Source organism: Bacillota bacterium, assembly GCA_033549065.1.
Lineage (GTDB): Bacteria > Bacillota > Dethiobacteria > DTU022 > DTU022 > JAWSUE01.
On the sequence record JAWSUE010000001.1, the window covers coordinates 1 to 23,835 of the forward strand.

General features: G+C 43.4%; 20 protein-coding genes, 1 tRNA gene and 1 rRNA gene. 2 read left to right on the top strand and 20 right to left on the bottom strand.

Going from position 1 to position 23,835, the window contains the following annotated elements:
• From SCJ97_00005 to SCJ97_00085, 17 genes are all read right to left on the bottom strand, one after another.
• A 16S ribosomal RNA gene (locus tag SCJ97_00005) occupies positions 1–283 on the bottom strand; the annotation flags it as partial.
• 274 nt (positions 284–557) lie between these two features.
• Positions 558–2,039: a lysine--tRNA ligase gene (gene lysS, locus SCJ97_00010; GenBank protein MDW7738429.1), complete on the bottom strand. Its 1,482-nt coding sequence runs from the start codon at positions 2,037–2,039 to the stop codon at positions 558–560.
• A gap of 16 nt (positions 2,040–2,055) precedes the next feature.
• On the bottom strand, positions 2,056–2,535 hold the full coding sequence (gene greA / locus SCJ97_00015) for a transcription elongation factor GreA (GenBank protein MDW7738430.1): 480 nt from the start codon (positions 2,533–2,535) through the stop codon (positions 2,056–2,058).
• A gap of 224 nt (positions 2,536–2,759) precedes the next feature.
• Positions 2,760–3,662, bottom strand: a complete 903-nt coding sequence (locus SCJ97_00020) for a quinate 5-dehydrogenase (protein MDW7738431.1) — start codon at positions 3,660–3,662, stop codon at positions 2,760–2,762.
• Complete coding sequence (locus SCJ97_00025; protein ID MDW7738432.1) at positions 3,640–4,224, bottom strand: transcriptional regulator; 585 nt, start codon at positions 4,222–4,224, stop codon at positions 3,640–3,642. Before SCJ97_00025 ends, SCJ97_00020 begins: the two co-directional genes overlap by 23 nt.
• Before the next feature lie 92 nt (positions 4,225–4,316).
• Positions 4,317–5,285: a tRNA dihydrouridine synthase DusB gene (dusB, locus tag SCJ97_00030; protein MDW7738433.1), complete on the bottom strand. Its 969-nt coding sequence runs from the start codon at positions 5,283–5,285 to the stop codon at positions 4,317–4,319.
• Positions 5,286–5,299: 14 nt separating this feature from the next.
• A complete protein-coding gene (locus SCJ97_00035; GenBank protein MDW7738434.1) occupies positions 5,300–6,385 on the bottom strand; it encodes a CoA protein activase in 1,086 nt (361 codons plus the stop codon).
• Positions 6,386–6,529: 144 nt separating this feature from the next.
• Complete coding sequence (locus SCJ97_00040; protein MDW7738435.1) at positions 6,530–7,825, bottom strand: M20/M25/M40 family metallo-hydrolase; 1,296 nt, start codon at positions 7,823–7,825, stop codon at positions 6,530–6,532.
• A 104-nt stretch (positions 7,826–7,929) separates the two neighbouring features.
• Complete coding sequence (locus SCJ97_00045; GenBank protein MDW7738436.1) at positions 7,930–9,219, bottom strand: ABC transporter permease; 1,290 nt, start codon at positions 9,217–9,219, stop codon at positions 7,930–7,932.
• A 1-nt stretch (position 9,220) separates the two neighbouring features.
• A complete protein-coding gene (locus SCJ97_00050; GenBank protein ID MDW7738437.1) occupies positions 9,221–10,270 on the bottom strand; it encodes an ABC transporter permease in 1,050 nt (349 codons plus the stop codon).
• A gap of 3 nt (positions 10,271–10,273) precedes the next feature.
• Positions 10,274–11,863 (bottom strand): sugar ABC transporter ATP-binding protein, encoded by a 1,590-nt coding sequence (locus SCJ97_00055; GenBank protein ID MDW7738438.1) that lies wholly within the window; start codon positions 11,861–11,863, stop codon positions 10,274–10,276.
• A gap of 81 nt (positions 11,864–11,944) precedes the next feature.
• A complete protein-coding gene (locus SCJ97_00060) occupies positions 11,945–13,096 on the bottom strand; it encodes a DUF3798 domain-containing protein (GenBank protein ID MDW7738439.1) in 1,152 nt (383 codons plus the stop codon).
• A 267-nt stretch (positions 13,097–13,363) separates the two neighbouring features.
• Positions 13,364–14,464: a Xaa-Pro peptidase family protein gene (locus SCJ97_00065; GenBank protein MDW7738440.1), complete on the bottom strand. Its 1,101-nt coding sequence runs from the start codon at positions 14,462–14,464 to the stop codon at positions 13,364–13,366.
• 71 nt (positions 14,465–14,535) lie between these two features.
• On the bottom strand, positions 14,536–16,899 hold the full coding sequence (locus SCJ97_00070; protein MDW7738441.1) for a glycyl radical protein: 2,364 nt from the start codon (positions 16,897–16,899) through the stop codon (positions 14,536–14,538).
• Positions 16,883–17,827, bottom strand: coding sequence for a glycyl-radical enzyme activating protein (locus SCJ97_00075; protein MDW7738442.1), 945 nt, complete (start codon positions 17,825–17,827; stop codon positions 16,883–16,885). The genes SCJ97_00070 and SCJ97_00075 overlap by 17 nt, the downstream gene beginning before the upstream one ends.
• Positions 17,820–18,779, bottom strand: a complete 960-nt coding sequence (locus SCJ97_00080) for an acyl-CoA dehydratase activase (GenBank protein ID MDW7738443.1) — start codon at positions 18,777–18,779, stop codon at positions 17,820–17,822. The genes SCJ97_00075 and SCJ97_00080 overlap by 8 nt, the downstream gene beginning before the upstream one ends.
• Positions 18,779–19,807, bottom strand: coding sequence for an acyl-CoA dehydratase activase-related protein (locus SCJ97_00085; protein MDW7738444.1), 1,029 nt, complete (start codon positions 19,805–19,807; stop codon positions 18,779–18,781). Before SCJ97_00085 ends, SCJ97_00080 begins: the two co-directional genes overlap by 1 nt.
• Before the next feature lie 769 nt (positions 19,808–20,576).
• On the opposite strand from SCJ97_00085, the gene SCJ97_00090 reads away from it, so the two are divergent.
• Positions 20,577–20,653 (top strand) — tRNA-Pro (locus SCJ97_00090).
• Positions 20,654–20,757: 104 nt separating this feature from the next.
• Here SCJ97_00090 and SCJ97_00095 read toward each other — a convergent pair.
• On the bottom strand, positions 20,758–21,120 hold the full coding sequence (locus SCJ97_00095; protein MDW7738445.1) for a rhodanese-like domain-containing protein: 363 nt from the start codon (positions 21,118–21,120) through the stop codon (positions 20,758–20,760).
• A 302-nt stretch (positions 21,121–21,422) separates the two neighbouring features.
• Here SCJ97_00095 and SCJ97_00100 point away from each other — a divergent pair, with 302 nt between their 5' ends.
• Complete coding sequence (locus tag SCJ97_00100) at positions 21,423–21,866, top strand: hypothetical protein (protein ID MDW7738446.1); 444 nt, start codon at positions 21,423–21,425, stop codon at positions 21,864–21,866.
• A gap of 135 nt (positions 21,867–22,001) precedes the next feature.
• Here SCJ97_00100 and SCJ97_00105 read toward each other — a convergent pair whose 3' ends face one another.
• Both SCJ97_00105 and SCJ97_00110 read right to left on the bottom strand, forming a co-directional pair.
• On the bottom strand, positions 22,002–23,285 hold the full coding sequence (locus SCJ97_00105; protein MDW7738447.1) for an MFS transporter: 1,284 nt from the start codon (positions 23,283–23,285) through the stop codon (positions 22,002–22,004).
• 82 nt (positions 23,286–23,367) lie between these two features.
• A partial coding sequence (locus SCJ97_00110) for a tryptophan-rich sensory protein (GenBank protein MDW7738448.1) occupies positions 23,368–23,835 on the bottom strand: 468 nt, incomplete at its 5' end.

A 23,835-nucleotide genomic window follows, 5' to 3' on the forward strand; every position in this document is an offset into this window, starting at 1 on the left:
CATCGCCTTGGTAGGCCTTTACCCTACCAACTAACTAATGGACCGCGGGCTCATCTGATAGCGAAACTCCTTTGATCGCTTAACCGAATAAACGATGTCATCGGGTATTAGCAGCCGTTTCCAACTGTTATCCCCGTCTACCAGGTAGATCACCCACGTGTTACTCACCCGTTCGCCGCTCAGTCATACCCGGTAGCAAGCTACCAAATACGCTTCGCTCGACTTGCATGTGTTAAGCACGCCGCCAGCGTTCGTCCTGAGCCAGGATCAAACTCTCCAGTTTATATTTATAAAAAACATAAACTATCACCGTTAAATCCTTCACTCAAAATTATCTGGTCACAAGATCTCTTAATAGAGACCCTTCCTTACCCTATCCAGTTTTCAAAGAGCGGATTCCGTACTCACCAGATTTTGTTCATCCGTTATGGCAAATATATGGAGCAGCTTCATGTTTCCTGCTGCTCCTATGGTGTGAGCACGACCTTTTAATATTAGCATGGCCTTTTTTCTTTGTCAAACGTTTTTTGACTTTTTTTGCTTAAAATGAAACTTTTTTATTCTCCGGCCTGTTTCGGCCGAAGGGTGGGGAAAAGAATTACATCCCGGATAGAGATATTGTCGGTTAAAAGCATGATCATCCTGTCGATTCCGATTCCCAAACCACCTGCCGGGGGCATCCCGTATTCAAGCGCAGTGATAAAGTCTTCATCCATCACATGAGCCTCATCGTCACCTGCTTCACGCCTTGATAGCTGCTGTTCAAATCTTTCGCGCTGGTCGATGGGGTCGTTCAGCTCGGTAAAGGCATTGGCAATCTCCCAACCGGCTATAAAGCCTTCAAAACGGATAGTCAGGCGGGGGTCTTCAGGCATCTTTTTGGCCAGAGGCGATACCTCGATGGGAAACCCGGTAACAAAAATAGGCGAGATAAGCTGTTCTTCACAAAATTCCTCGAAAAACAGGTAGAGAATATCGCCCCAGGACATCCCTTTGTCCAGTTCAAGGCCGGCTTTCCTGGCAGCATCAAAGGCAGCAGTAGCATCCGGAAGTTGAGAGAAATCAACTCCTGAATATTTACGAACAACTTCGATCATTGACTCACGCGGCCAGGGAGGAGTAAGATCCAGTTCCTTCCCCTGAAAGGTAAGCTTACCGGTACCGAAGACTTTTACTGCAATCTGGAAAATAAGATTTTCGGTAATCCTCATCATATCTTCATAGTCGGCGTAATTCTGGTAAATCTCAACAGAAGTAAATTCAGGGTTATGGATAGTTGAGATGCCTTCGTTGCGAAAGATCCGCCCTATTTCGTATACCTTATCAAGTCCACCTACCAGGAGCCTTTTCAGATGGAGCTCGGTTGCTATACGCAGATAAAGCTTTATATCCAGCGCATTATGGTGGGTTATGAAAGGACGGGCTAAAGCACCACCGGCTATGGTCTGCATGATCGGGGTTTCCACTTCCAAAAATCCCCATTCATTCAACAATTGACGCATGGTAGAAATAATACGGCTGCGGTTTATAAATGTCTGTTTTACTTCCTGATTAACAATCAGGTCAACGTATCTCTGCCGGTAACGCAGCTCCACATCTTTTAAACCATGCCATTTTTCTGGCAGCGGACGCAAAGCCTTGGATAAATAGGTAAAGTCTGTGACCTTGATGGTGATCTCTCCGCGCTGGGTTCTGAAAACCTCGCCGGTTATACCGAGAAAATCACCAATATCAACCAGCTCGAGGATGTCATATTTTTCATCCCCGAGATCATCTTTCCTAAAATAAACTTGAATTTGCCCATGATAATCCTGAAGGTGGGCAAATGTAGCTTTGCCGTGGGAGCGGAAGCTGATCAGCCGACCAGCAACGGTAACATTCTTTCCTTCCAGGGAATCAAAATGATCTATAATTTCATTTGAATAATGATCTGCTTCAAACTTTGAACCGAAAGGCTCTATGCCTCTTTTCCTTAATTCTTCCATTTTCCGCCGCCTGACCTGCAGCAGTTCACTCATTTGTTGTTCCTGCTCCATCATATAACCTCCGGACAGCTTAGTTTACTGCTTCAATTTTATACTTTACAGTTCCGGCAGGAACCTTAATTTCTACCTGCTCACCAACAGTCCTGCCCATAATCGCTTTTCCGACCGGTGATTCATTCGAGATTTTCTTATCTGTCGGATCCGCTTCAGCAGTACTAACCAGTGTATATTCTTGTTTTTCATTAAGGTCCAGATCTTTAAGTATCACCGTCGAACCAAGCACAATATGAAGATCATCATTGTCCTCTTTTTCCAGTATACGCGCTCTTCTCAGCATTTTTTCCAGGGTGATAATTCTACCCTCGATGAAGGCCTGTTCATTCTTGGCATCTTCATATTCAGAGTTATCTGTTATGTCGCCAAACGATATGGCTTCCTTGATGCGCGCAGCAATTTCCTTACGTTTAACACTTCGAAGATGGTTTAACTCTTTCTCCAGTTTATCCAAACCGCCTTTTGTCAGTAGTAACTCATCATTTGTTTTTTCCATATTGGTTTGCCCCCTTTCACATTGTGTGGTATACACACTAACATGACTATAGTATAAATCTGCTGTTGTAACTGTCTGAGCTGTTAAAATAAAGAACGGCTTCATCATATCTGCACGAAGCCAGTAAAGATAAAGATAGTGTCAAGCCAAACTCGACACCGATGACACAGAATCTTCAATTTTTGCTATATTATAAAGTCTTCCCATGTTCTTGTCAAGATTAATTATCCCTGAAGATTAACAATTCTGGGCACCAGGTTGATTTCTTTTAAAAGCTGATTATATTGTTCTTCACTCAGTTCATTTTTACCCCCGCCCATACAAACCAGAAGGGCTTCCATCACATTTGTTCCAAAGGAACGCCCTTCCATTTCAGGAGTAGTTGTGATCAAGGTTTTTACTCCCCTGTTTTTCAAAAAATCAATGTCAGATCTGGTTACTGTATTCGTTATTATAATTCTACCGGGTAGCTGTTCCGGCATATAGCGATGGATAAAATGAAAGTCACCGGCGATTATCTCATTTTCAAGAAAGTATTTGGTGAACCGCGGCTTGTTAACGGTCTGTTTTTCTCCTGTGGGATAAATCATCGTGAAGGGGAGCTGGCCGACGATGGGTGCCAGGATCCTGGCAATGGCCGCAAGTGTTTTCAAAGAAGAGAGGGATTTGGGAACTCCAAGGATATATGGTAGATCTCCATAAGTCATTATGCAACCAGCCTTTTCCAAAGCCTGGGCCATACCGAGCCTGTCCATGGCACACATGAGGAGTACTTTTCGTGGGGATTCAAAGATATCGGTATTTTCTGCAAGATACTCAATTGCCCGGCGTTCCAGGGTATTTTTCAGGCCGGAACCATCGACAATCGGAGTTTTCCGGGCTGCCCTGACAATCCTCCGTGCATCACGTATCTCATAACGACGGTCAACAGCATATATGTATAAATCCATCCCACCAAGACCGAAAGCATCGACCTTTCCATCGAGCTCTTCAATTTTTTCAATCATTTTCTTCATATTGCCGTCAGTACCGATTCGTTCAATCTTGTACTGCTCGCCTTTTAATTCAACGGTAACCATGTGATCTCTTTCTGATGAACCGAGGCTAATCCCCACAATGTGTTTCAACAGTTTTGATCTCCCTTCGTTCCTGATCTCGATTTAGAACCATATCAAGTGTTTGATTAAAAAGGTCTAGGTTTACCTCCCGGTCTTCCTGGATCGGGGTAGAGCCAAGATTGATATATACAATCTGAATATCCAGCAGAGCTTCTGCAAGCTGCCGCCATTTATCAGAGGTAATCATAATCAGGGTATCAAATTCTCTTAAACGCTTCACGAGTTCTAGCACTCGATTGAAAAAATCAAGAGCCTGTTTGTCGCGAACCATATCCCAACGTTCTTCATTGGTCATGAGCAGGTAGAAATCAAGTCCTGCAGCACGGCATATATCTGCAATAGTATCCCTATTGGCCAGAGGAAAGCCGATGACGGCAACCCGGTTCCCCTTGCGAATCTCACCTACCGATTCAAGACGGGAAACAAAACTGCGATCCAGCTGCAACCGTTTAGCCGATTCCTGTTGAGAATATCCCTGTTCGCGAAGGTCGAGCGCTTTTTCCACGATCCTGCTTGCTTTTTCAAGGCTAACCATCTTTTCGCCAATCCTGAATATACGGTCTGTATTCATTTCACCTTTTACCTTTTCCCAGCAATGTGCACAAGATTGTGATCGCCTCTATTTTAGCATTAAGGTTCTCATGGAGCAAACAAATTACATTTTCAGACCTTTTTCAGAAATTCTTCAAGAATTGCTTTAAGCTCATCATAACTTGTAATGGCAGTCAGCTTATGTCTTATAGCGGCAGCGCCCGGGATCCCCCGTATATACCAGTTTGCATGTCGACGCATTTCGCGGGCTGCTAAAATTTCACCTTTAAAATTATTCAGGAGCATAAAATGTTTATAGATCATGTGAACAATTTCAGTAAGTGTAGGTTCTTGTGGTTCAGGTTTACCCTCAAGTTTTGCCCTGACAGAGTTAAAGATCCATGGATTGCCCCTGGCAGCCCTCCCGATCATGATTCCATCACAACCGGTATACCTGAACATAGCTTCAGCAGCCTGAGGCGAATTAATATCCCCATTACCGATTACCGGAATAGTTAAAGCAGCTTTAACAGCAGTAATCGAGTCCCAATCGGCCCTGCCGCTGTAACCCTGTTCGACAGTCCGCCCGTGAACGGTTACAGCGCCAATTCCTTCTGCTTCTGCTCTTCTTGCTACATCCACTACATTTGTAAAATATTCGTTCCAGCCTTTACGCAGTTTGACAGTAACCGGACAGTTTACAGCAGATACCACAGCCCTGAAAATGCTGCTGCATAATTTCGGTTCACGCATCAGGGCTCCACCTTCACTATTGCGGGTTATTTTTCTTGTCGGGCAGCCCAGGTTAAGATCAATAAAATCAGCACCTACATTTTCAATGATAGAAGCTGCTTCAGCCATGATTACAGGATCTGATCCAAAGATCTGAAAGCCAATAGGCCGTTCTTGATCTGTATGGTAAAAAAGGTTATACGTACGCCTTCCATTATAGACGACACCCTTGGCACTGATCATTTCTGTGTAAACCAGAGGACATCCCTGCTCTTTGGCTATAAGGCGAAACGGGTGATTGGTTATACCGGCCATCGGGGCTAAAGCCAGGCCGGGTGAAATTTTGATTGAACCAAAAGTGAGGGACATTAGCTATTCTCCGCTTAAGCGCCAAGACCGAGGCTTCTTGATCGACGTTGTTCCATCAAATCAACAAATGCTTCGAGTCTGGTTTGTACCCCTGCTGCTCCGGTCTGCTCATCAATAAAAAGGGTGAGAACAGGAATACCATATTCTTTCGTCAAATGAGGAACAAGACTTTTGGCAACTATTTCAGGAATACAAGAAAAGGGAGCAAGCTGGACAACTCCATCATACCCTATCTTTGAATAACGAATAATATCACCAACACTGTTTTGACCGTGACCACCGATTTTCTGACCAAGATATGGCATAGCCAATCGTCTGCTGCCCATATCACCTTTTGTTGAAAGAACATCATGTTTTGTATAACTGGTTAAATAAATGCTGCGCCTTACTTCAACGCCCATGTGGCCGAGTTGTTCTTCAAGATAGAAGTTGGCGAACGGTTCCAGTTGAACATAAATCTCTCCGATGATGCCTACTTTCAGCGGCTGCTTACTTTCATCATGTGGAACCTGCTTTAGAAGCTTCCCTGCTTCTGCACCGGCTTCCACGATTTCAGGATAGGTCTTAGCCTCACGCACCATGTCCAGCGCTTTATTAAAAGCTTTTGATGTCGTCCCATGGGTACATTCCCGGGCTCTAACACTCTGCGTCGTCATTTCTAAATCATCAATAACTGAGAGCTTGGTATAAGCTCTTTTTATTGTTCTCCAAAGGTATGCCCAGGAATGACTGCCTTTGAGTTTTTTTAACTGCCGGATAAAGTGACCAGGTTTGCGGAGCGGAGGCCAGAAAAAGATAAAGTCGGGATCATAACCTATATCTCGTAAAATTCGGTGATGCAGTTCACCATAGAGGCCGGCCCTGCAAGGACCATACCCCCCACCACTGGCCAGTGTATCGGCTCCACGCTGCAAACACTCAATATATGTTCCCAAAACTATCTTAAAGGGGATACAGGCAAACTCCGGCGAATATTTAGCGCCCAAAGCCAAGGTCTGGCGAGTAGGGCGGTAAGGTGTTATCGATTCATGTCCAAGGTCTTCAAGAATCATTTCTATAATAGGGGTTAATGTTCCCATATGTCCGAACCCAACCTTCATAACTTTAACCTCCAGTAAGTTATCTACTACAACGAATTGTCCAGTTAGTACAAAATATCGTTTTACTATTTTATAACTTTTAAGGGCACTTTACAAGAAAGTGCCCATTAATAGGAATGCTTCATATGATAATTCATATATTGATTAAGCAAGGTACCGGCGAGCCAGTTTTTTGAGGAATGCGGTTTTGAAACGCAGGCTGGCAACATCATTACGTTCATTCCTGCCGTGAACTGTAATCCTCGCCTGCTGGTCATAATTTTTATCCATATGACCAATACCATAGGAAGGTATCCCGGCACTACGCAGGTATTTAGAATCTGTTGAGCCAGCTGAGATTGCCGGCAGACAAATCGCATCGGAACCAGCCATATCCAGTGTAACTGTCTCCATCAGTTTATAGAATGGATCATCGGCACTGGAAAATGTTGGCATTTGATATTCGGTAAATTCAATTTCTATTTCCTCACCGATAACCGGGCGCAACTCTTTTTCAACATAAGCTTTATCCTGTCCGGGTAAAATCCTGATATCTACTTCCGCTTCGCAAAAATCAGGCACTATGTTCGTTTTTGTCCCACCCTGTATAATGTTAGGTGATATTGTCATTCGGGTCATGGAACGCAGAGTTTCTGTAAACGCTTTATTCAGTCCCATTTCTTCAAGCATTTTGTCAACCTTTTCCGGACTTACAGAACTACTATTAGCCCCACAGAGTACAGCAAGTTTACCCAATAATTTCTCGACTTCCGGGATCAATACTACTTGCGAGCGGTATTCATGAAGTTTACTCAACGCCCGGGCAAGCTTAACCACGGCATTGTCGGCAAGTGTTGGGACTGAACCGTGGCCTGCAACACCTTTCGCTCTCAATTTACACCAGGCAATCCCCTTCTCCCCAACCTGGAAAAAGTAGATCATCTTATCTCCCTGAAAGATTGGCTGCTCAGCGCCTTCATTAATAGCGTAATCAGCCATCAGTTTTTCAGGGTATTTATCGATCAGGTAGCCTGCTCCAAGCGTGCCGCCCTTTTCTTCATCGGCCATAGCCGCGATAATCAGTTCACCGTTCAAAGGCAGACCTTCAGAGAACAGTTCCAAAGCAGAAACAACCTGGGCCGCTGTAAGGTCCTTACAGTCCAATGAACCCCGCCCATATATAATGCCGTCTTTAATTTCACCGCCAAATGGGTCAAAATCCCAGTCATCACCGGCCGGGACAACATCTATGTGAGAAACAAATAGCAGGCGTTTCGAGCCTTTTCCGATCCGGGCTATAAAACTGCCTCGTCCTGTTTCAGGCTCGATAACCTCGCCATCAACTCCGAAATCAGCAAATAGTTTCTTCAGGTAAACTGCTACTGCTGTCTCATTACCCGGTGGATTTGAACTATTTATACGAATCAGATCACTTAACACATTTTCTGGGGTAAGTTTCAATGTTTGTCCACTCCCGTTAGCAGGGACATGCTTTTACAGCATGTCCCCGTTATTTAATATCATGTTGAATTTGCTTGATTTTTCAGCAAGGAAGCTGTAAAAATTTATGCCCCTAGCTTCTGCTTGCTCTGCAATCTTGTTTTCCAGGCATGTAAAGCCAGGGCAGCACCAATAACCCCATAAGCGACAAATACCCGGAAGTATTCTCCAATCTGTGCATCTCCATACAGCTCCCGTCCGGCTGCAGGAGCTACGATAAAGAGGGTATGAAATAGAAAAACCCCCAGCAATGCCTGTCCAATAGTAGCCTTTGAAACAGTAGCTCCTCCGATCAATATAGCTGCAATAGCATAGAAACCAATCTGCTCATGGCTACCGTAAGTACTCCAGGCACCCATATTCTGTAGAAAAATTATATGGCCCCATGAGGCAAATACTGTGGAGAATATTATAGCAATAATCCTCACTTTATCAACTTCGATTCCCGAAACGGCAGCTATATGACGATCCTGTCCAACAGTTCTCATATCCTGTCCAAGTTTGGTGCGGGAAAAGAAGGTCAGAAAAATACATAGTCCGGCAATGGCAATCCATGTAGCCACTGGAACACGAATATTATTGATCATAGACCCGCTTGATATAATAATGATCCCTCCAACTATAAAGGCCACAGCAAGGACAATTCCAAAGTAAAAACGGGATTTTGCATCACCTTCTTTATCTGATCCGATGAAGCTAACTCCCTGATACAAGGCCATTATACCACCTATGATCACTATCATAATGGGCAGTGACAACCTGTATACGTCATCTAAGCCGTAGCGCAGGCCACCTGTAAGGTCTATAGTGGTTCTGATCCCAACTCCAGAACTAAGCAACAGGACTTCGTTATCCATAGGTATAACGCCACCAACCAGCTGGAGGAAGATAAACCAGTAGATGCCGGCAGCAAAAAAACCAAGGATTAACCCGGTGATCATTTCCTGACCTTTGGTCCTGTTAAAAAGTTTACCGGTCATATAACCCAAAAGTATAGAAAGAGGGGTAACCAGAACGATACAGAGCAAAATACCGGGAAAACCGACTACCCCCCAATCGGTAACGAAAATAATGATTGCCTGGGCAGCCATTGCGCCCAAAACTATTGAAAAGTTTAAACCCATCCCTGCAATGACAGGGATGATTAGAGCCAGGACCAAAAATGAATTTCGGGAAACACGGGAGATAATATCAGTAAGATAGAGCGTGGAATTCATTCCTGATAGGTAAAGTCCTATAATACTTAAAACTATGAACATTATGGTAACCATGTGTTTCGTCAGAAATTCAACCACTGCTTTTTTATATTTTGAAGTTGGCTTTTTTGTATGTATATCAGCTGCTTTTTTACTCATCTTAATCCCCCCCCGAAACAATTTGCGTTAGAGCGTAGAGAATAATACCATTCTGAATAACGACCCTTGAGATTTCAGCCATGCTGGCCATATCCTGGGTAAAGATATTAAAGACAGGCATGGCAACAACCAGAATACCCTGGAAGAGAACAACCCCGATAATCACATTGGCAATCGATGCCTTTTTAATCGATGCCCCTCCAATAAGGATCGCAGCAACAGCAATCATGGGCATAAAATGCGGGCCCTCATATAGCTGATAAAAACCAAAACTTTGTGCATAAACTAGTATACCAACGGCTCCGAGTATAGTAGAAACAATTGACCCAATGATACGCTGCCCATCAACATTTATTCCGGCTGCAGTAGCAAAACGCGGATTATCTCCGGCAGCCTGCATGGCCACTCCTGTTTTTGTTCTCATGAACAACCAGACAAGCAGGCAGCAAAAAAGAAAAAACAGGATCAAACCAGTTGGAATAACTACACCACCAACAGTAAACGACCACGTACTGTTAAGAAGTTGCGCTAAACCGCGGTTAACAAGTGATATGGTTACGCGAACACCACGGCCAATCGGCCAGGCCATTTCCGGGTTATTGAATGGAGCAAGCAGCCAAAATATTTTCATCAGAGAAACAGCAGACCATCCGATAAACATGGCAAACATCATTTCCGAACCCTTTACCTTGTTCATCAGCCAACCGTAACCGAAGCCGACAATTACCGCAAAAGGAAGGGAAAAGATTATGGCCATCATAAAATTTGTATACCCATCGAACTGATTCTCCATGGAAATCAATCCACCGACCAGGCCGCATAAGATACCCAGCGAGACACCAAAGTTAGGTCCCGTTCCACAGGCAATTGAAGGCAGGATGGCCAGGACAAGAACTCCATTCATGGCAATCCTGACCAAACTTGAAGACATTAAATCAGGAAAATTTATGTCAAGCACTACAGCCATGAAACATAAAAGAAGGAAGAAGCCTAATATGATCAACCTGGGCAGTCCAAAATTGGTATAAAAGCTTTTCAATAAACTCAGCATCAATTATGCCCCCTTCCTGCTTTTTTGCCCGGCCATCATCAAGCCGAAATCGGCATCCGAATCGTCGGGTTTGAGAATACCGGCCAGCATTCCATCGGTTATGATGGCAATCCGGTCACATACACTTCGCAGTTCAGCAAGTTCGCTGGAGGTCATTATAATAGTCATACCCAATTCCTCGTTAAGTTTGACCAGTGTTTCCAGAACAAGTCTCTTGGCCCCGATATCGATTCCCCGGGTCGGTTCAGAAACCAGTAATATATCGGGATCAAGGGTCAATGCCCGGGCAATACAGACCTTTTGTTGGTTACCACCGCTTAGTCTTCGTACCAGTTGACCAGGACCGGTACATCGTATATCAAGCTCTTTAATCATTTTCAGGGCTTGCTCTCTGATTGTTGAATGATCAATTTGGGTCATAAATCCTAATTTTTTAAGAAAACGATTTTGATTTTGGATAGCTGTAATTACAATGTTCATCTCAATAGAGGAACCAAGCAAGAGACCTACTCCCCTGCGATCTTCCGATAAAAATGCTATTTTCTTTTTCATTGATTCACGGGGACTGTTCAGCGTAAGAGCTTCTCCATTGATCAGAACTTCTCCACTGGCCGGGTAGAGACCCATGATTCCGTTCGCCAAACCGATCTTACCCTGTCCGGCAAGTCCGCCAATCCCGAGGATTTCTCCTTTGTGAACATCCAGGTTTAAACCTTTAACTTTTTCCCCGGGCATTCTGACCGATAAATTTTTCATGCTTAGAACAACCTGGTCATGTTTTACCTGATCGGTCCGGCGGGCCATAGTTTCAATTTTTCTGCCGACCATCAATTCTGCGAGTTCAACAATATTCGTTTCATTGGCACGTTTTGTTGCAACAAGACGACCGTCGCGCAAAACGGTAATATTTTCAGCCACCTCCAGAACCTCGTCAAGGCGATGGGTTATAAACAAAATTGAAATTCCCTGCTTCGATATCTTTTGCATTGCTTTAAGCAGGTTAGAGGCTTCACTCTCGGCCAGTACAGCGGTAGGTTCATCAAAAACCATCATCTTTATGTTCGCTTTATCAATTTCTCTTGCTATTTCAGTAAACTGCATGTAGCCAACAGGTAGTCCGGCTACTTTAACATATTCTTCAATATCCATATCAAGAGTATCAAGAGCTTTTCGGGCATCTTTATTCATAGTTTTGAAATCTAGTGATTTCATCTTTTTGCCAAAAAAACGACTAACAAAATTGTCTTTCAAAATTTCACGGTTAAGTTTAATATTTTCAGTTATTGTGTAGTTAGGCAACAGCATGAATTCCTGGTGAACCATACCTATGCCTTCTTCCATTGCCTGCTGTGGAGATGTAATGTCGACGTGCTTTCCTTCGATTAGTATTTCACCAGAAAAACCACCTGTGGAATGGATTACCGGCATACCGAAAAGAATATTCATTAAAGTCGATTTTCCGGCGCCGTTTTCACCGACAATAGCGTGGATTTCTCCCGGTTTTAAAGACAGTTGAATATCTGATAAGACAGTCGTGCCATAGTAGCTTTTACCGACATCTTTCATCTGCAGCAGAAATTGCTGCCCGGACATGCATTCACCTCCTTGAGTACATTTGAAATACAGGGTTGCCCTTTATAGGCAACCCTGTATTACTGCTATCCGGTTGTATTATTAGAAAATATAATGATCGGACAGATAGAGGAAGTAATTATCGGTTCCGGGATATTCGGTAAGAACTACCGCACCTCCGGCGATACCTTCCATAATCTCGACCAATTTAGCTTTATCTAATGCGCCATCAGTATTGGCGTTAATCCATTCAATGGCATATTCAACACCGGCTTCGATATACATCATGTTAACAGGAACCGGCCAGGTAGCAACGCGACCTGCAGCTCCAGCCTCAGCACACTTAATACCGATCTGCTCCAGCATCCAGGGCACATCACCCTTCTTATCTTCAGGTACTTCAATGCCTAAAGCAGCCGGCAGTGCGTGATAAGGCGAGGGGCAGCACTGAACGGGGAAGATTCCGCCATAATCTACTGCCTGACGGATTAGAGGCTCCATCATTGCACAGTTAGTACCAAATACTGCAGTGTTTGGACCATACTGGTCAATCTTACGGGGAACATCTTCCATGATAAACTGCTGAGTTCCGGGAACACCGGCATCACCGGTTGGGTCGGGAGCATCTTCATCGACAAAGAGCATACCGAGTTCTTCAGCTTTTTCTTTCATGAACTCACGACGCTGAGCTAACATTTCAATTGACATGTGGCGCGGGAAAGAATAGTGAACGAGTACTTCTGCACCTAGATCAAAAGCATGCTGGGCAATCTGCTCACCACGACCGAGGTCATCAGTGTTAAGGACAATGTCACCCTTCTGGGCAATAATGTCCGGGTCTTCCTGGGGCGATCCAAGGATGATAAGCATGTCGGGACGAATTTCTCTTACTTTGTCCACGGCAGCGACAGCACCGGGAACGGCCTGGACCATAACAATAGCCTTGACCAAAGGATCAGATGCCATTTCCAACATGTTGGTAATGGTGGTTTCCTGTTCCTGCATGAACCGGTCAGGATATGTGGTATGGAGAATCCTATCTGAGCCATACCTTTCCTGCATTTCAGCAGCCATACGGAATTCTTCCTCGTTCTGAGTTACCGTACTGGACATGATCCCGATTTTCCAGGTAATTTCTTCTGCCTCATCTTCTGTATCGGCAGGAGCATCGGGAGCTGCTGAGTCCTGGCCACAACCAAACAGGCTGAAAACCATAACCAGCGCTAATAGTAAAAATAGACTTTTCTTTAACATTGTCACCCTCCTAGATTAGTTAAATACAAATCACATTGATTTGACGCGCAAAGTAACTCCATAAAGCTCTATGATGCAGTAACATCACTCCCTCCGTTAACCACATTTACTAAATTCAAGTTATGAAAAATAACAAGCGAAGGTAACTTCGACATAAACAACTAAATTCCTCTAGTTGATTACATAATATACAATTATCTTGTATCGACCCTTTGGAGCTGTAAAGAGTGCCATAAATCAAACAAAGCATATGCTTTTTTTCTTCTGTTAAATTTCAATCAGTTCACGCGGAAAAGCAGTCAACCGCTGAGGTCCCCGGTCAGTCAAAACCGCAACATCCTCAATTCTCACCCCGAATTTTCCTGAAAGGTAAATACCCGGCTCTATGGTAAATGCTGCACCTTTGGAAAAGGGAGTACTGTTTCCTTCAACCAGATATGGGGCTTCATGAACCTCCAAGCCTATGCCATGTCCTAAGCGATGAATAAAAAAGTCACCATAACCTGCATCGGTGATAACTTTTCTTGCAGCCTGATCAGCTTCTTCTCCGCTGAGTTGATCATTGTTCACAAATGCCTGAAATGCTCCTTCATTTGCATCACGAACAGTATTATAAACCTTTTTCATCTCTTCGGTCGCCTGACCCAGACATAATGTCCTGGTTATATCCGAACAGTAACCTTTATAAAGGGCACCACAATCTATTACGATAAAATCTCCTTTTTCGAAACGGCGATCTCCAGGACTGTGATGCGGCTGAGCCCCGTTTGGACCGGAAGCAACTATCGGTTTGAAGGATATATCATCACCAAGTTTTTTGTATTCAAACTCAATAAAGGCCACGAGTTCCTTTTCACTCATACCCGGTTTAATCGTATTCTGAACTTTCAACATAACCTGATCGGCAATTTTCCCTGCTTCGTGCATTAGTTTAATCTCTTGCTCATCTTTTTGCACCCTGAGAGCATCCACCAAAACAGAGGCCGTTTCAAACTCAACTTCAGGGAATACTTTGCCAAGACCAATCAGATGATCAGCTCGCAATGTGTTGTCAATAGCAATGCGAAGTTTCCCCTTATCTGGAATTCGTGAAGCGGTAAGCTGGAAAGGATCATTTTGATCAGACCAGGGGATCAAAGAAAAATTATCAGAAAGGATCGATTCTGCTTTAGCCAGATACATTTCGGGTAAAACAGCCGAAGGTCTGCCCTCGGCAGGTACAATGATCAATTGAAGCCGCTCATCCGGCGAAGTCTGTAACCCGGAGAAATAAAACATATTAGCCGAGGGGCCTAAAAAGAGGTAATCAAAACTTTCCCGGTGCATTATTTCCTGCAATTTACTTACCCTGTTTGCAATTAATTCCATTAGCCGTTAATCATCCCTTTCAAATTTTATTTTAACCTGTAAACCACCAAAAAAAGACCGAAATGTCAATTCTACTGGAAATTTTCATGTTCAGTCCTTTCGATGATCTCATTCTGCAGCTCCACACTGAGGTTGTTGAAGTAATCGCTGTATCCGGCAACCCGAACGATTAAATTGGCATACTGCTCGGGATTTTGCTGGGCATTCCTGAGAGTGGCTGCATCGATTACGTTAAACTGTATATGATGTCCATCGAGCCTGAAGTAACTGCGGATCAGCTGGACCAAGGCATCCAGCCCTTTTTCGCCAGCCAGAAGCTGTGGCGTAAACTTCATGTTGAGCAGCGTTCCGCCTGTTAGAAGATGATCCATTTTGGCGGCTGATTTGATGACAGCGGTAGGACCGCTGCGATCTGCACCCTGAACCGGCGATATACCCTCTGATAGGGGAAGACCTGCTCTTCTCCCGTCCGGTGTTGCGCCGATTACCGATCCGAAATAGACATGACAGGTTGTTGGCAGCATATTTATCCGGTACGTTCCCCCCCTGTATGTTTTACGGCCTTCAACCATATTATGGTAACGATGGAAGATGTCGCGCATAATATTATCTGCCCGATCGTCATCGTTACCATAACGGGGAGTCCTGTTTAACAGGAACTGCCGAATATTTTCTTTCCCAGCAAAATCATCCTCGAGGGCAGATAGTAGTTCGTCCCAGGTGTATTTTTTATTATCAAATAGATGAGTCTTGATCGCTGAGAGGCTGTCGGTAATCGTTCCAATCCCAACACCCTGAATGTAATTGGTATTGTAGCGGGCTCCACCGGCATTGTAATCACGTCCATTTTGTATGCAGTCGTCAATGATCAGTGATAGAAAGGGTGCCGGCATTTTATCCGCATATAGTTTTTCGATAATTTCGTTACCGCTGATCTTGATCTCGATGAAATGTTCGAGCTGTTTTTCAAAGGCATCCAGGAGCTGATCGAAAGTTTCAAACTGTCGGGGATCAGGGGTGTCAATCCCAATTTTTTTACCGGTTTGGGGATCAATTCCACAGTGCAGGGTTATCTCAAGAACCTTCATAAGGTTAAAGTACCCGGTTAGAATATAGCTTTCCTTACCGAATGCACCGGTTTCCACGCATCCGCTTGTTCCACCGCAGCGGGCGTCAACAAGCGACTTGCCCTGCCTGAGCAGTTCCTGGACTACAGCCTCGGCATTGAATACCGAAGGCTGGCCCCAACCCATCCTGATCACCTCTGCAGCCTTTCTGACAAAGAGATCAGGATTCTTCTTACTTACCTGCACGTTTGTACTCGGCTGGAGAAGCCTCATTTCATCTATCACTTCGAGCAATAAGTAGGTGATCTCATTTACACCGTCGCTGCCGTCGGGTTTAACCCCGCCGAGATTTATATTGCAGAAATCGGTATAGGTTCCACTTTCTTTTAGGGTTACTCCCACTTTTGGCGGGGCCGGCTGGTTGTTAAATTTGACCCAGAAGCATTCAAGCAGTTCACGGGCTTGTTCACGGGTTAGTTCTCCATTAGCAATGCCTTTTTTGAAAAAGGGGAAAAGGTGTTGGTCCAATCTGCCTGGACAAAAGGAATCCCAGGTGTTTAATTCGGTAATTACTCCCAGGTGGACAAACCAGTAGGCCTGAAGAGCTTCATGTAAGTTTCGTGGAGCATTGGCCGGTACATTATCACATACTTCAGCAATTTTTAAAAGCTCTTGCCTGCGAGCCGAATCATCTTCCGCTCCTGCCAGTTCCCTGGCTTTTTCGGCATGACGCCGGGCAAAAGTAATCAGCGCTTCGGCACAGGTTGCCATCGCCTTGAGTTGTTCTTTTTTGGCGATTGTTTCCTGGTCATTATTTTCTTCCAATCCGGCAAGCACAGCATCGATTTCTTTAATCAGATCAAGCATGCCTTTGCGGTAGATCTTATCATCGGCAACAGTATGACCGGGTGCACGCTGTTCCATGAATTCAGTAAAAAGGCCGGCATAATAACAGTCATGCCAGAGTGGACTCATCTTGCTGAAGATTATATCCCGCATCGACTTGCCTTTCCAGTAGGGGATAATTTCCTCTTTTTGAATAAGCAGATCTTCTTCGCTAATTTTAAAAGATATTTTAGGGCGATCGTTGATCATCTGCAGATCTTCTAAGGTATGACAGCATAGCTCTGGATAAGTCGGAGCAGACTGCGGAACAGGCCCGCGTTCACCAACAATTAGCTCGCCTTCATTGATACAGATTGTTTTTTTCTCGAAAATTTCCTTAAACGTTAATGCCCTGAGCATGGGAACAGAAACTGAACCGGCATGTTTTTTATATACCTCCGTTACCAACCTGGCTCTTTCAAGGCTGATCGTCGGAACCGTTGTTTCACTTTGCTCCCTTAAAGCTTTAACCCTTTTGTTCATTCCTCTTAAGGTCATAATGTTCATCCACCTTATATATAACGTTTAATCCATACTGACTTAAAATTGAAACAATCTTCTTTATTTCCTTAACAACCGGGGGGACAACATCTGCCAGCTGATATTTTTCACCCAATTTCTTTTTCTTATGTATCCCGTGCTTATGATAGGAGAGAAGTTCTAAATCTGTTATACCACATTCCCGTAAAAATTCACCGAGCAACCTCAGACTCTCAGGATCATCATTGACAGTGGGGATCAAGGGTACCCTAATCAGGATATTGATCCCCTTAGAATTCATCTTCTGCAGGTTCAGCCTGATGTTATCACCAGTTACACCGGTATACTTCATACTCTTATCTCTGTCAACGAGCTTGAGATCATAGAGAAAAAGGTCAGTCCATTTCGCGACTTCTTCGATCGTCTCCCAGGGCGCACAACCTGATGTATCGACCACTGTGTGGATTTGCTCTTTCTTAAGCGCTTTAAGAAGGTTTATAATAAATTCATCCTGCTGAAGCGGTTCTCCACCTGAAAGGGTTACCCCGCCTCCCGATTCCTCGAAAATAATCCTGTCTTTTAAAAGCTCATCGACCAGTTCATCAACTGTAACCTCTCTGCCGATTAACTCCAGGGCACCTGTCGGGCAAACCTCAAGGCACTTTCGGCAGAGATTGCAGCGATTATAATCGATGACTGCCATATTCTGATCGTTTAAAGATAGCGCACCTTCAGGACAGATAGTTACACAGGACGCACAGCCAATACAGCTCCTGGTTTCGACAACCAGCTTTGCTTCACCACCAATCCCTTCGGGATTGTGGCACCACCAGCAGGAGAGCGGGCAGCCTTTAAAAAATACTGTGGTGCGTATCCCTGGCCCGTCGTACAGCGAAAATCGCTGCACATTGAAAATTGTACCTTTAATCATTTAAATTTTCCCACTTGCCACAACGCCCTCCCCATCGGGCCAGCAATTCTCCTTCTAATGAGAGGTTGATAATCTCACATATATTGGGGCAACCGTTACATTCAAAGGAACTTGCTTCATACTGCCTGGTGCTCAAGGCAAATCCTCGAAACTCTGTTTCCCGGCCATCTTTCATCGCAAGCCGAGCCAGGAGAGCGGAACCGATCGCTCCCATAACATGATAATATTCAGGAACAACTACTTCAAGTTTCAAAGCTTTTTCAAATGCATCTTTTATACCGACATTAGCGGCGACACCACCCTGAAAAACAACCGGTGCAAGGATTTCTTTCCCTTTGCCCACGTTATTCAAATAGTTACGGACCAGAGCATCACAAAGACCGGCAATAATATCTTCAATATTGTGACCCATCTGCTGCTTATGAACCATGTCAGATTCGGCAAATACCGAGCAACGTCCGGCAATATGGACAGGATGGTTACTTTTAAGAGCAAGTGATCCAAAATCTTCAATGGGGATATTAAGCCTGGCTGCCTGATGATCCAGAAAAGAACCGGTCCCGGCGGCACAAACCGTGTTCATGGCAAAATCAGTTACCACACCATGTCGTAGAACAATAATCTTCGAATCCTGTCCGCCAAGTTCAAGGACAGTCTGCACACCAGGCATTACCATATCAGCCGCTATGGCATGGGCAGTAATTTCATTTTTTACTACATCTGCTCCAACTACCACACCAGTCAGTGTCCGGGCGCTACCGGTTACCCCTACACCGCTGACGCTAGCCTCCCCGGGTAATTTTTCACCAATCAAACTCATGCCTTCCTGAACAGCCTGGATAGGTTGGCCTCTTGTCCGCAAATATTCGAAAGCAATTACCTCGTTATTTTCATCAAGCATAACTAAATTAGTACTTACAGAACCGACATCTATTCCTAGAAAAACTTTCATCAGCTATTAACCACCCTGGATTTCTCTTTTCTGGCCCAAAGCATATCCACAAAGGCTTCCAGGCGGGTTTGGACACCTCCTTCACCTGTATGCTCGTCAATCGAGAGATTTATATAAGGAACACCTGCTGTTTTAGCCTCAAGTTCAAGAAGCTTATCAACCATCGCATCAGGGCCACAACCAAATGCAGTAATATGAATGATTCCGTCAATTTTATCCCTGTTGTTTAAAAGAAACATACCGGCCCAGCAAACCTGGTTGCTGTAGTACCAGAAAAAGTTTTGGGGCATTTCTGCTGACATACGGCGCATCTGGCGCTGGGGAATTTTTTCGAAAGTAATGATTTCTACTCCCATTTTTAGCAAGCGTTTATATACGCCTGCGTTGATGAATGTATCAAAAATCGCGTAGGGATAACCCAACAGACCGATTACGATTTTACCTCCAGCATTGAAGAGTGGGCTTATCCCCTTTGGAGTTTTCTCAATTTGTGAATCACGATCAAAAACAAGTTCCAAAGCTTCCGGCGGCGTTAACCCTTTTGATAGTAGCTTTTGATAATATCTCTGTTTTTTTAATGCGCTCAACTGCGCGTAGAGGATTTTAAAGGGGTTATTAATGCCAATTTCTCTTGCTACAGCCCGAAAAAAACGCCATAAACCTCCGGGTAAGCCTTTCAAATTAAAGCGGATATCAATTATTTGCGGCAGATTTACACCGGTAAAGCGGATCATGTCTGGAAGTCCCAAAAATTTGGGACAGAAGGTTGCGATGCTGTCCGCTGATATCATTCTCGGTATGAACAGATAATCGACCTTCCTGATTAGATCGAGAACATGTCCATGAAACACTTTAATCGGTATACATGCATCATTGACCGTTTCCCTGATGCCATCCTCCAGGATTTGCCGGTTTGTTGGACTTGATAAAACGACTTCTGTTCCCAGCTTTTCAAGAAAAACTCTCCATAGAGGATAGAAGGTATAATATGAAAGTGCTCTGGGTATTCCAACCTTTGGTTTCTGCATATGCTGTGACACCTCAACATTAATAATAGCACATAAAACAAACAAGGGAATGCCCATGACACCCCCTCAACTATACCAGCTTTTTTATTATAATCTTTTGTTGTAAAAAATCAAACCTTTATTACTACTATTACTACTTTTAAAACCGTTATATATGAATCTTAAAAACTCTCGCCGACTTAACTAAGCCGGCGAAGATATATATACATTAAACCTGTATCAAAGTTATGAATTTCACATGCAACGTCAATTAAAATAATTGCTAATCGAACTTTCCCAAAATACCCGTCTAACCTACTTTGCGGATATCTTTGGCCACCATATACCTGACTAGAAAAGCAATGGAAGCAAAAACTATTACAAACAGAATAGCGTAATGCATTTTACATTCCCCTTTGCTCAGGTATTTATAAAAGGGTCTAGTTCTGTTTCTTTCTTTTTTTCAGGTCATTATGAATTAAAATTCTCACACCCCAGGATATTAAAAGTATGATGCCGATAAAAATGATATACTGCACTCGCAATATCCGCCTTTCAGGTCCAAGCTGCATTTTATATTTCAATTGATAGTAATCATCTTACATTGCTTATTATATCTGGCATCGGATAATTTGTCAATAATTTTGCAAATATTGACGCAAATTAATTATTTCACAAGCCCCTGTCGCCAAAGAAGTTGCATTACCGAATCAAACCCATAGGATTAAGCTTCATAAAGTACCAGCTGTATTGTATTTTACAGCTCATTATGCTAAAATCATTTTTACGACGGGGCGTAGCGCAGCTTGGTAGCGCGCTTGGTTCGGGACCAAGAGGTCGGAGGTTCAAATCCTCTCGCTCCGACCAAAACAATGAGGCAGGACGGGAATATTAAAACAATATCATCCCATCCTGCCTTTTGTTAAATTATCTGCAAACAATCTGCAATTTTAGGCCAATTTCATCGCAATTTATTCTATTATTTCATATAGCCAGTCAACAATGCCGCCGAAGTCGTAGACATTCGTATAGCCCATCTCGATCAATTTTCTTGAAGCAATTTCACTACGCCTACCGGTGCGGCAGTAAACCAGAATGGTTGCATCCTTGTCAGGAAGCATCTCTTCCGCTTTTTCTACAATCTCAAAATCCGGAATCAAAAGAGCATCTTCAATATGTCCCGCTGTAAATTCTTCAGGTGTACGGACATCAAGTATAGTAACATCCTGGCTGTCGATCATCTCTTTTGCCACTTCAGCGCTAATTTTAATATATTCCGCTTCGGGACTATTTGTGATTGGATCAATCTCTGCTTCATTTGTAACATCTGTCATCACTGCTGACGGTTCATTTGCACAAGAGGCCACAAATAAAATAATCAATACTATTAATAGGTAAAATAAATATATTCTTTTCACAGCACATCACTCCATGTAAAGTTGATACTAACCATAAGTTTAATTTTTCTAGATATATTATAACATAACGAATTACATAAAAAAACAACCCTACCTTTATATGGTATCAAGAGTGATGGGCTATTATTTCCGACTATGTATCGGTATTGATAATTTCTAGACATTATGTTAAATTAAATAGAAGGTTATCTATCGAGAAATTGAAGGAAGTGTTTAAAATGAAATTGAAAATAGTTGCTTCGGTAGCGATTATAATACTTATGTTTATATTAATTACTGCACCGGCCTATGCCCTAACCAAGCAAATCTGGGCAGCCAGCGTTGAAGCATTTCCCGGAGAAACGGGTGATTTGAGTTCTTCCTTCTCGGCTGCAAGTGGACCTTTTGGTGAAGAGGGAGATAGTGACAACTGGTACTTTGATGATAATGGTAAAATTGCTGTTAATGAAGAATACGTGGGAGAATATTTTGTTATCGAGCAGGTAGCGGCTACTTCTGGCGGCATAACCAGACGTCATATTGATGTTAGCAGTCCACATTCTCATGCTTATCTTTTTGAAGATATGACAGTAGTCGGAAAAGCTGAGATACGTGAGTCCTTTGAAATGAATAATATTGCACCGGGTTCATCGGCAACTTCCGACTGGTGGGATCTATTCTAAGCAACGATAAAGACTTTTTAAAGCACGGGCTTTTTAGCCCGTGCTTTTTATTATCAAGAAAGTACCTCAGGTATCACATGTCACATAAAAAATAGATTTTATCTATATTGCTCAAAGTAAATAAAAAAGTTACTGTTAGTCAGAATTTGTGACAGACAGGAAATTTCGCTCGACGAACCTTTTCGAAGTAATTATTAAAACCAAGGCCAAAACAGCTCCGAAAGCGCTGATCTGGATTGCCCGGCTCAGGCCAAACTGGTTTGATAATAAACCGGTCATGTAAGGGCCCATACTATATATTGCAGTATATGCAGTGCAAAAAATCCCAAAACCAGCACCCAGGTAACGATGCGGCATTGAGCGTATTACATATGAATTTATCAGGGTATTTGTATTAAAAAAGAGCGCACCCACCAGTGCAAGGATAATAACCAACAATATATTGCTTTTTACAAAGGCAAGCAGGATAAATGTAATAATGCTTAAGCTTAAATTGACTGATAGAACCAGTATGTTGCCAAAGCGGTCAGCCAGCCAACCGGTGGCAATTTTTGCAGAAAAACCGGCTACTGCAAGTATAATATATAACCTGTTGGCTACTTCGAAGCTAAAGCCCTTATCTTCGACCAAGAAAGTGGGGATAAATGATGAAATTCCGGTTCCCGAAAGCGCACCAAAACCGCCAACCAGCGTAGACCAAATCAGCAGACTTCTGATGCCGGGTTCTCGAAAAATACCTAAGGAACTATACACTTTATCCCAGATGTTATCATTCCCGGAGTTACCCGGCTTGGAACTGACCGTGGTGTCTTCACCTTCAACCTGCACACCGTTGGTAATAGCATATTGCTTTTCGAAATCATGAGATTGCCCACGAATCCTGATGAAAAGAATTGTAAAAAGTGCAAGCAGCAAACCGGAGAGAACAAAAAGCCAATACCAATCTAAATAAATAACAAAGAAAGTAACCAGTAGTGGAGAAACTAGACCGGCAAGAATTCCAAAACTTTCAAAGGCTGCGGTTGCTGTAGCAGCCCTTTCCCTTGAACCGATAATCACCGCAAGAGTATATCCTGCTGTAACATATATCCCACTACTCACACCCAATAAAAAAGTCATAATGGCCATAACCTTATAGTTAGGTGAAGCGGCTACCACCAGAAATGAGATTGACATCATTATGCTGCCCAAGAGAAGCGTCCTGGTACATCCATAAAGGTCTGCCAGGATACCGGAAGGGTAACGGGCAAGGGCATAGCCTAAAAATACAAGGGTAACAAGTAAGCCCGCCTGAGCATTGTCGATTAAAAAAGTCTCCCGCAATGGTATAAGCAGGGGAGGAAAAAGATTTTTTGTTAAAGCCTGAAAAAAGAAGATCACCGCATTCAAAATGAACACTGAACCGGTAATCAACTTCAACAAGTCTCTACGAAAGTTGCTGCTATCAGGATGCATCCACTATATGCCTTTCATTGACAGTTTATAACTAATTCGCTAAGTTCTAATCTCTCGACAAGAGATTTTTGCGTGCTGTAATCCAGCCAAGAAAGAAGAGAATAGCTGCAGCACAGAGCCAGGCTAAAATCGTTAATACTATAATGTCAGACCCATGACGCAATCCGATTCCGATCAGTGCCCAGACAAATACAGCAGCATAAATATAATCCTGGCGCAGGTAAAAAACAGCCAGGGCTATAAAAGAGGCAATAATGATCATCAGTATCGTAAATAAGACTCCCCCTGTTCCGATCCCCAACCATCCGATGTCATACAAAAGAACATTAAAATTAACAATCGTAGCAGCCGATATCCAACCCAGGTAGAGGCTGAAGGGGAATTTAACCAATAAACGATCATAAATACTTTTTTCCGTAGTAACCGCACCAATCCTCAGGTAAATTATAATCAGGGTTGCAAGCAATAATAAAATAATGATCATAGACCAACCTACACGTTGATAATGCCATGC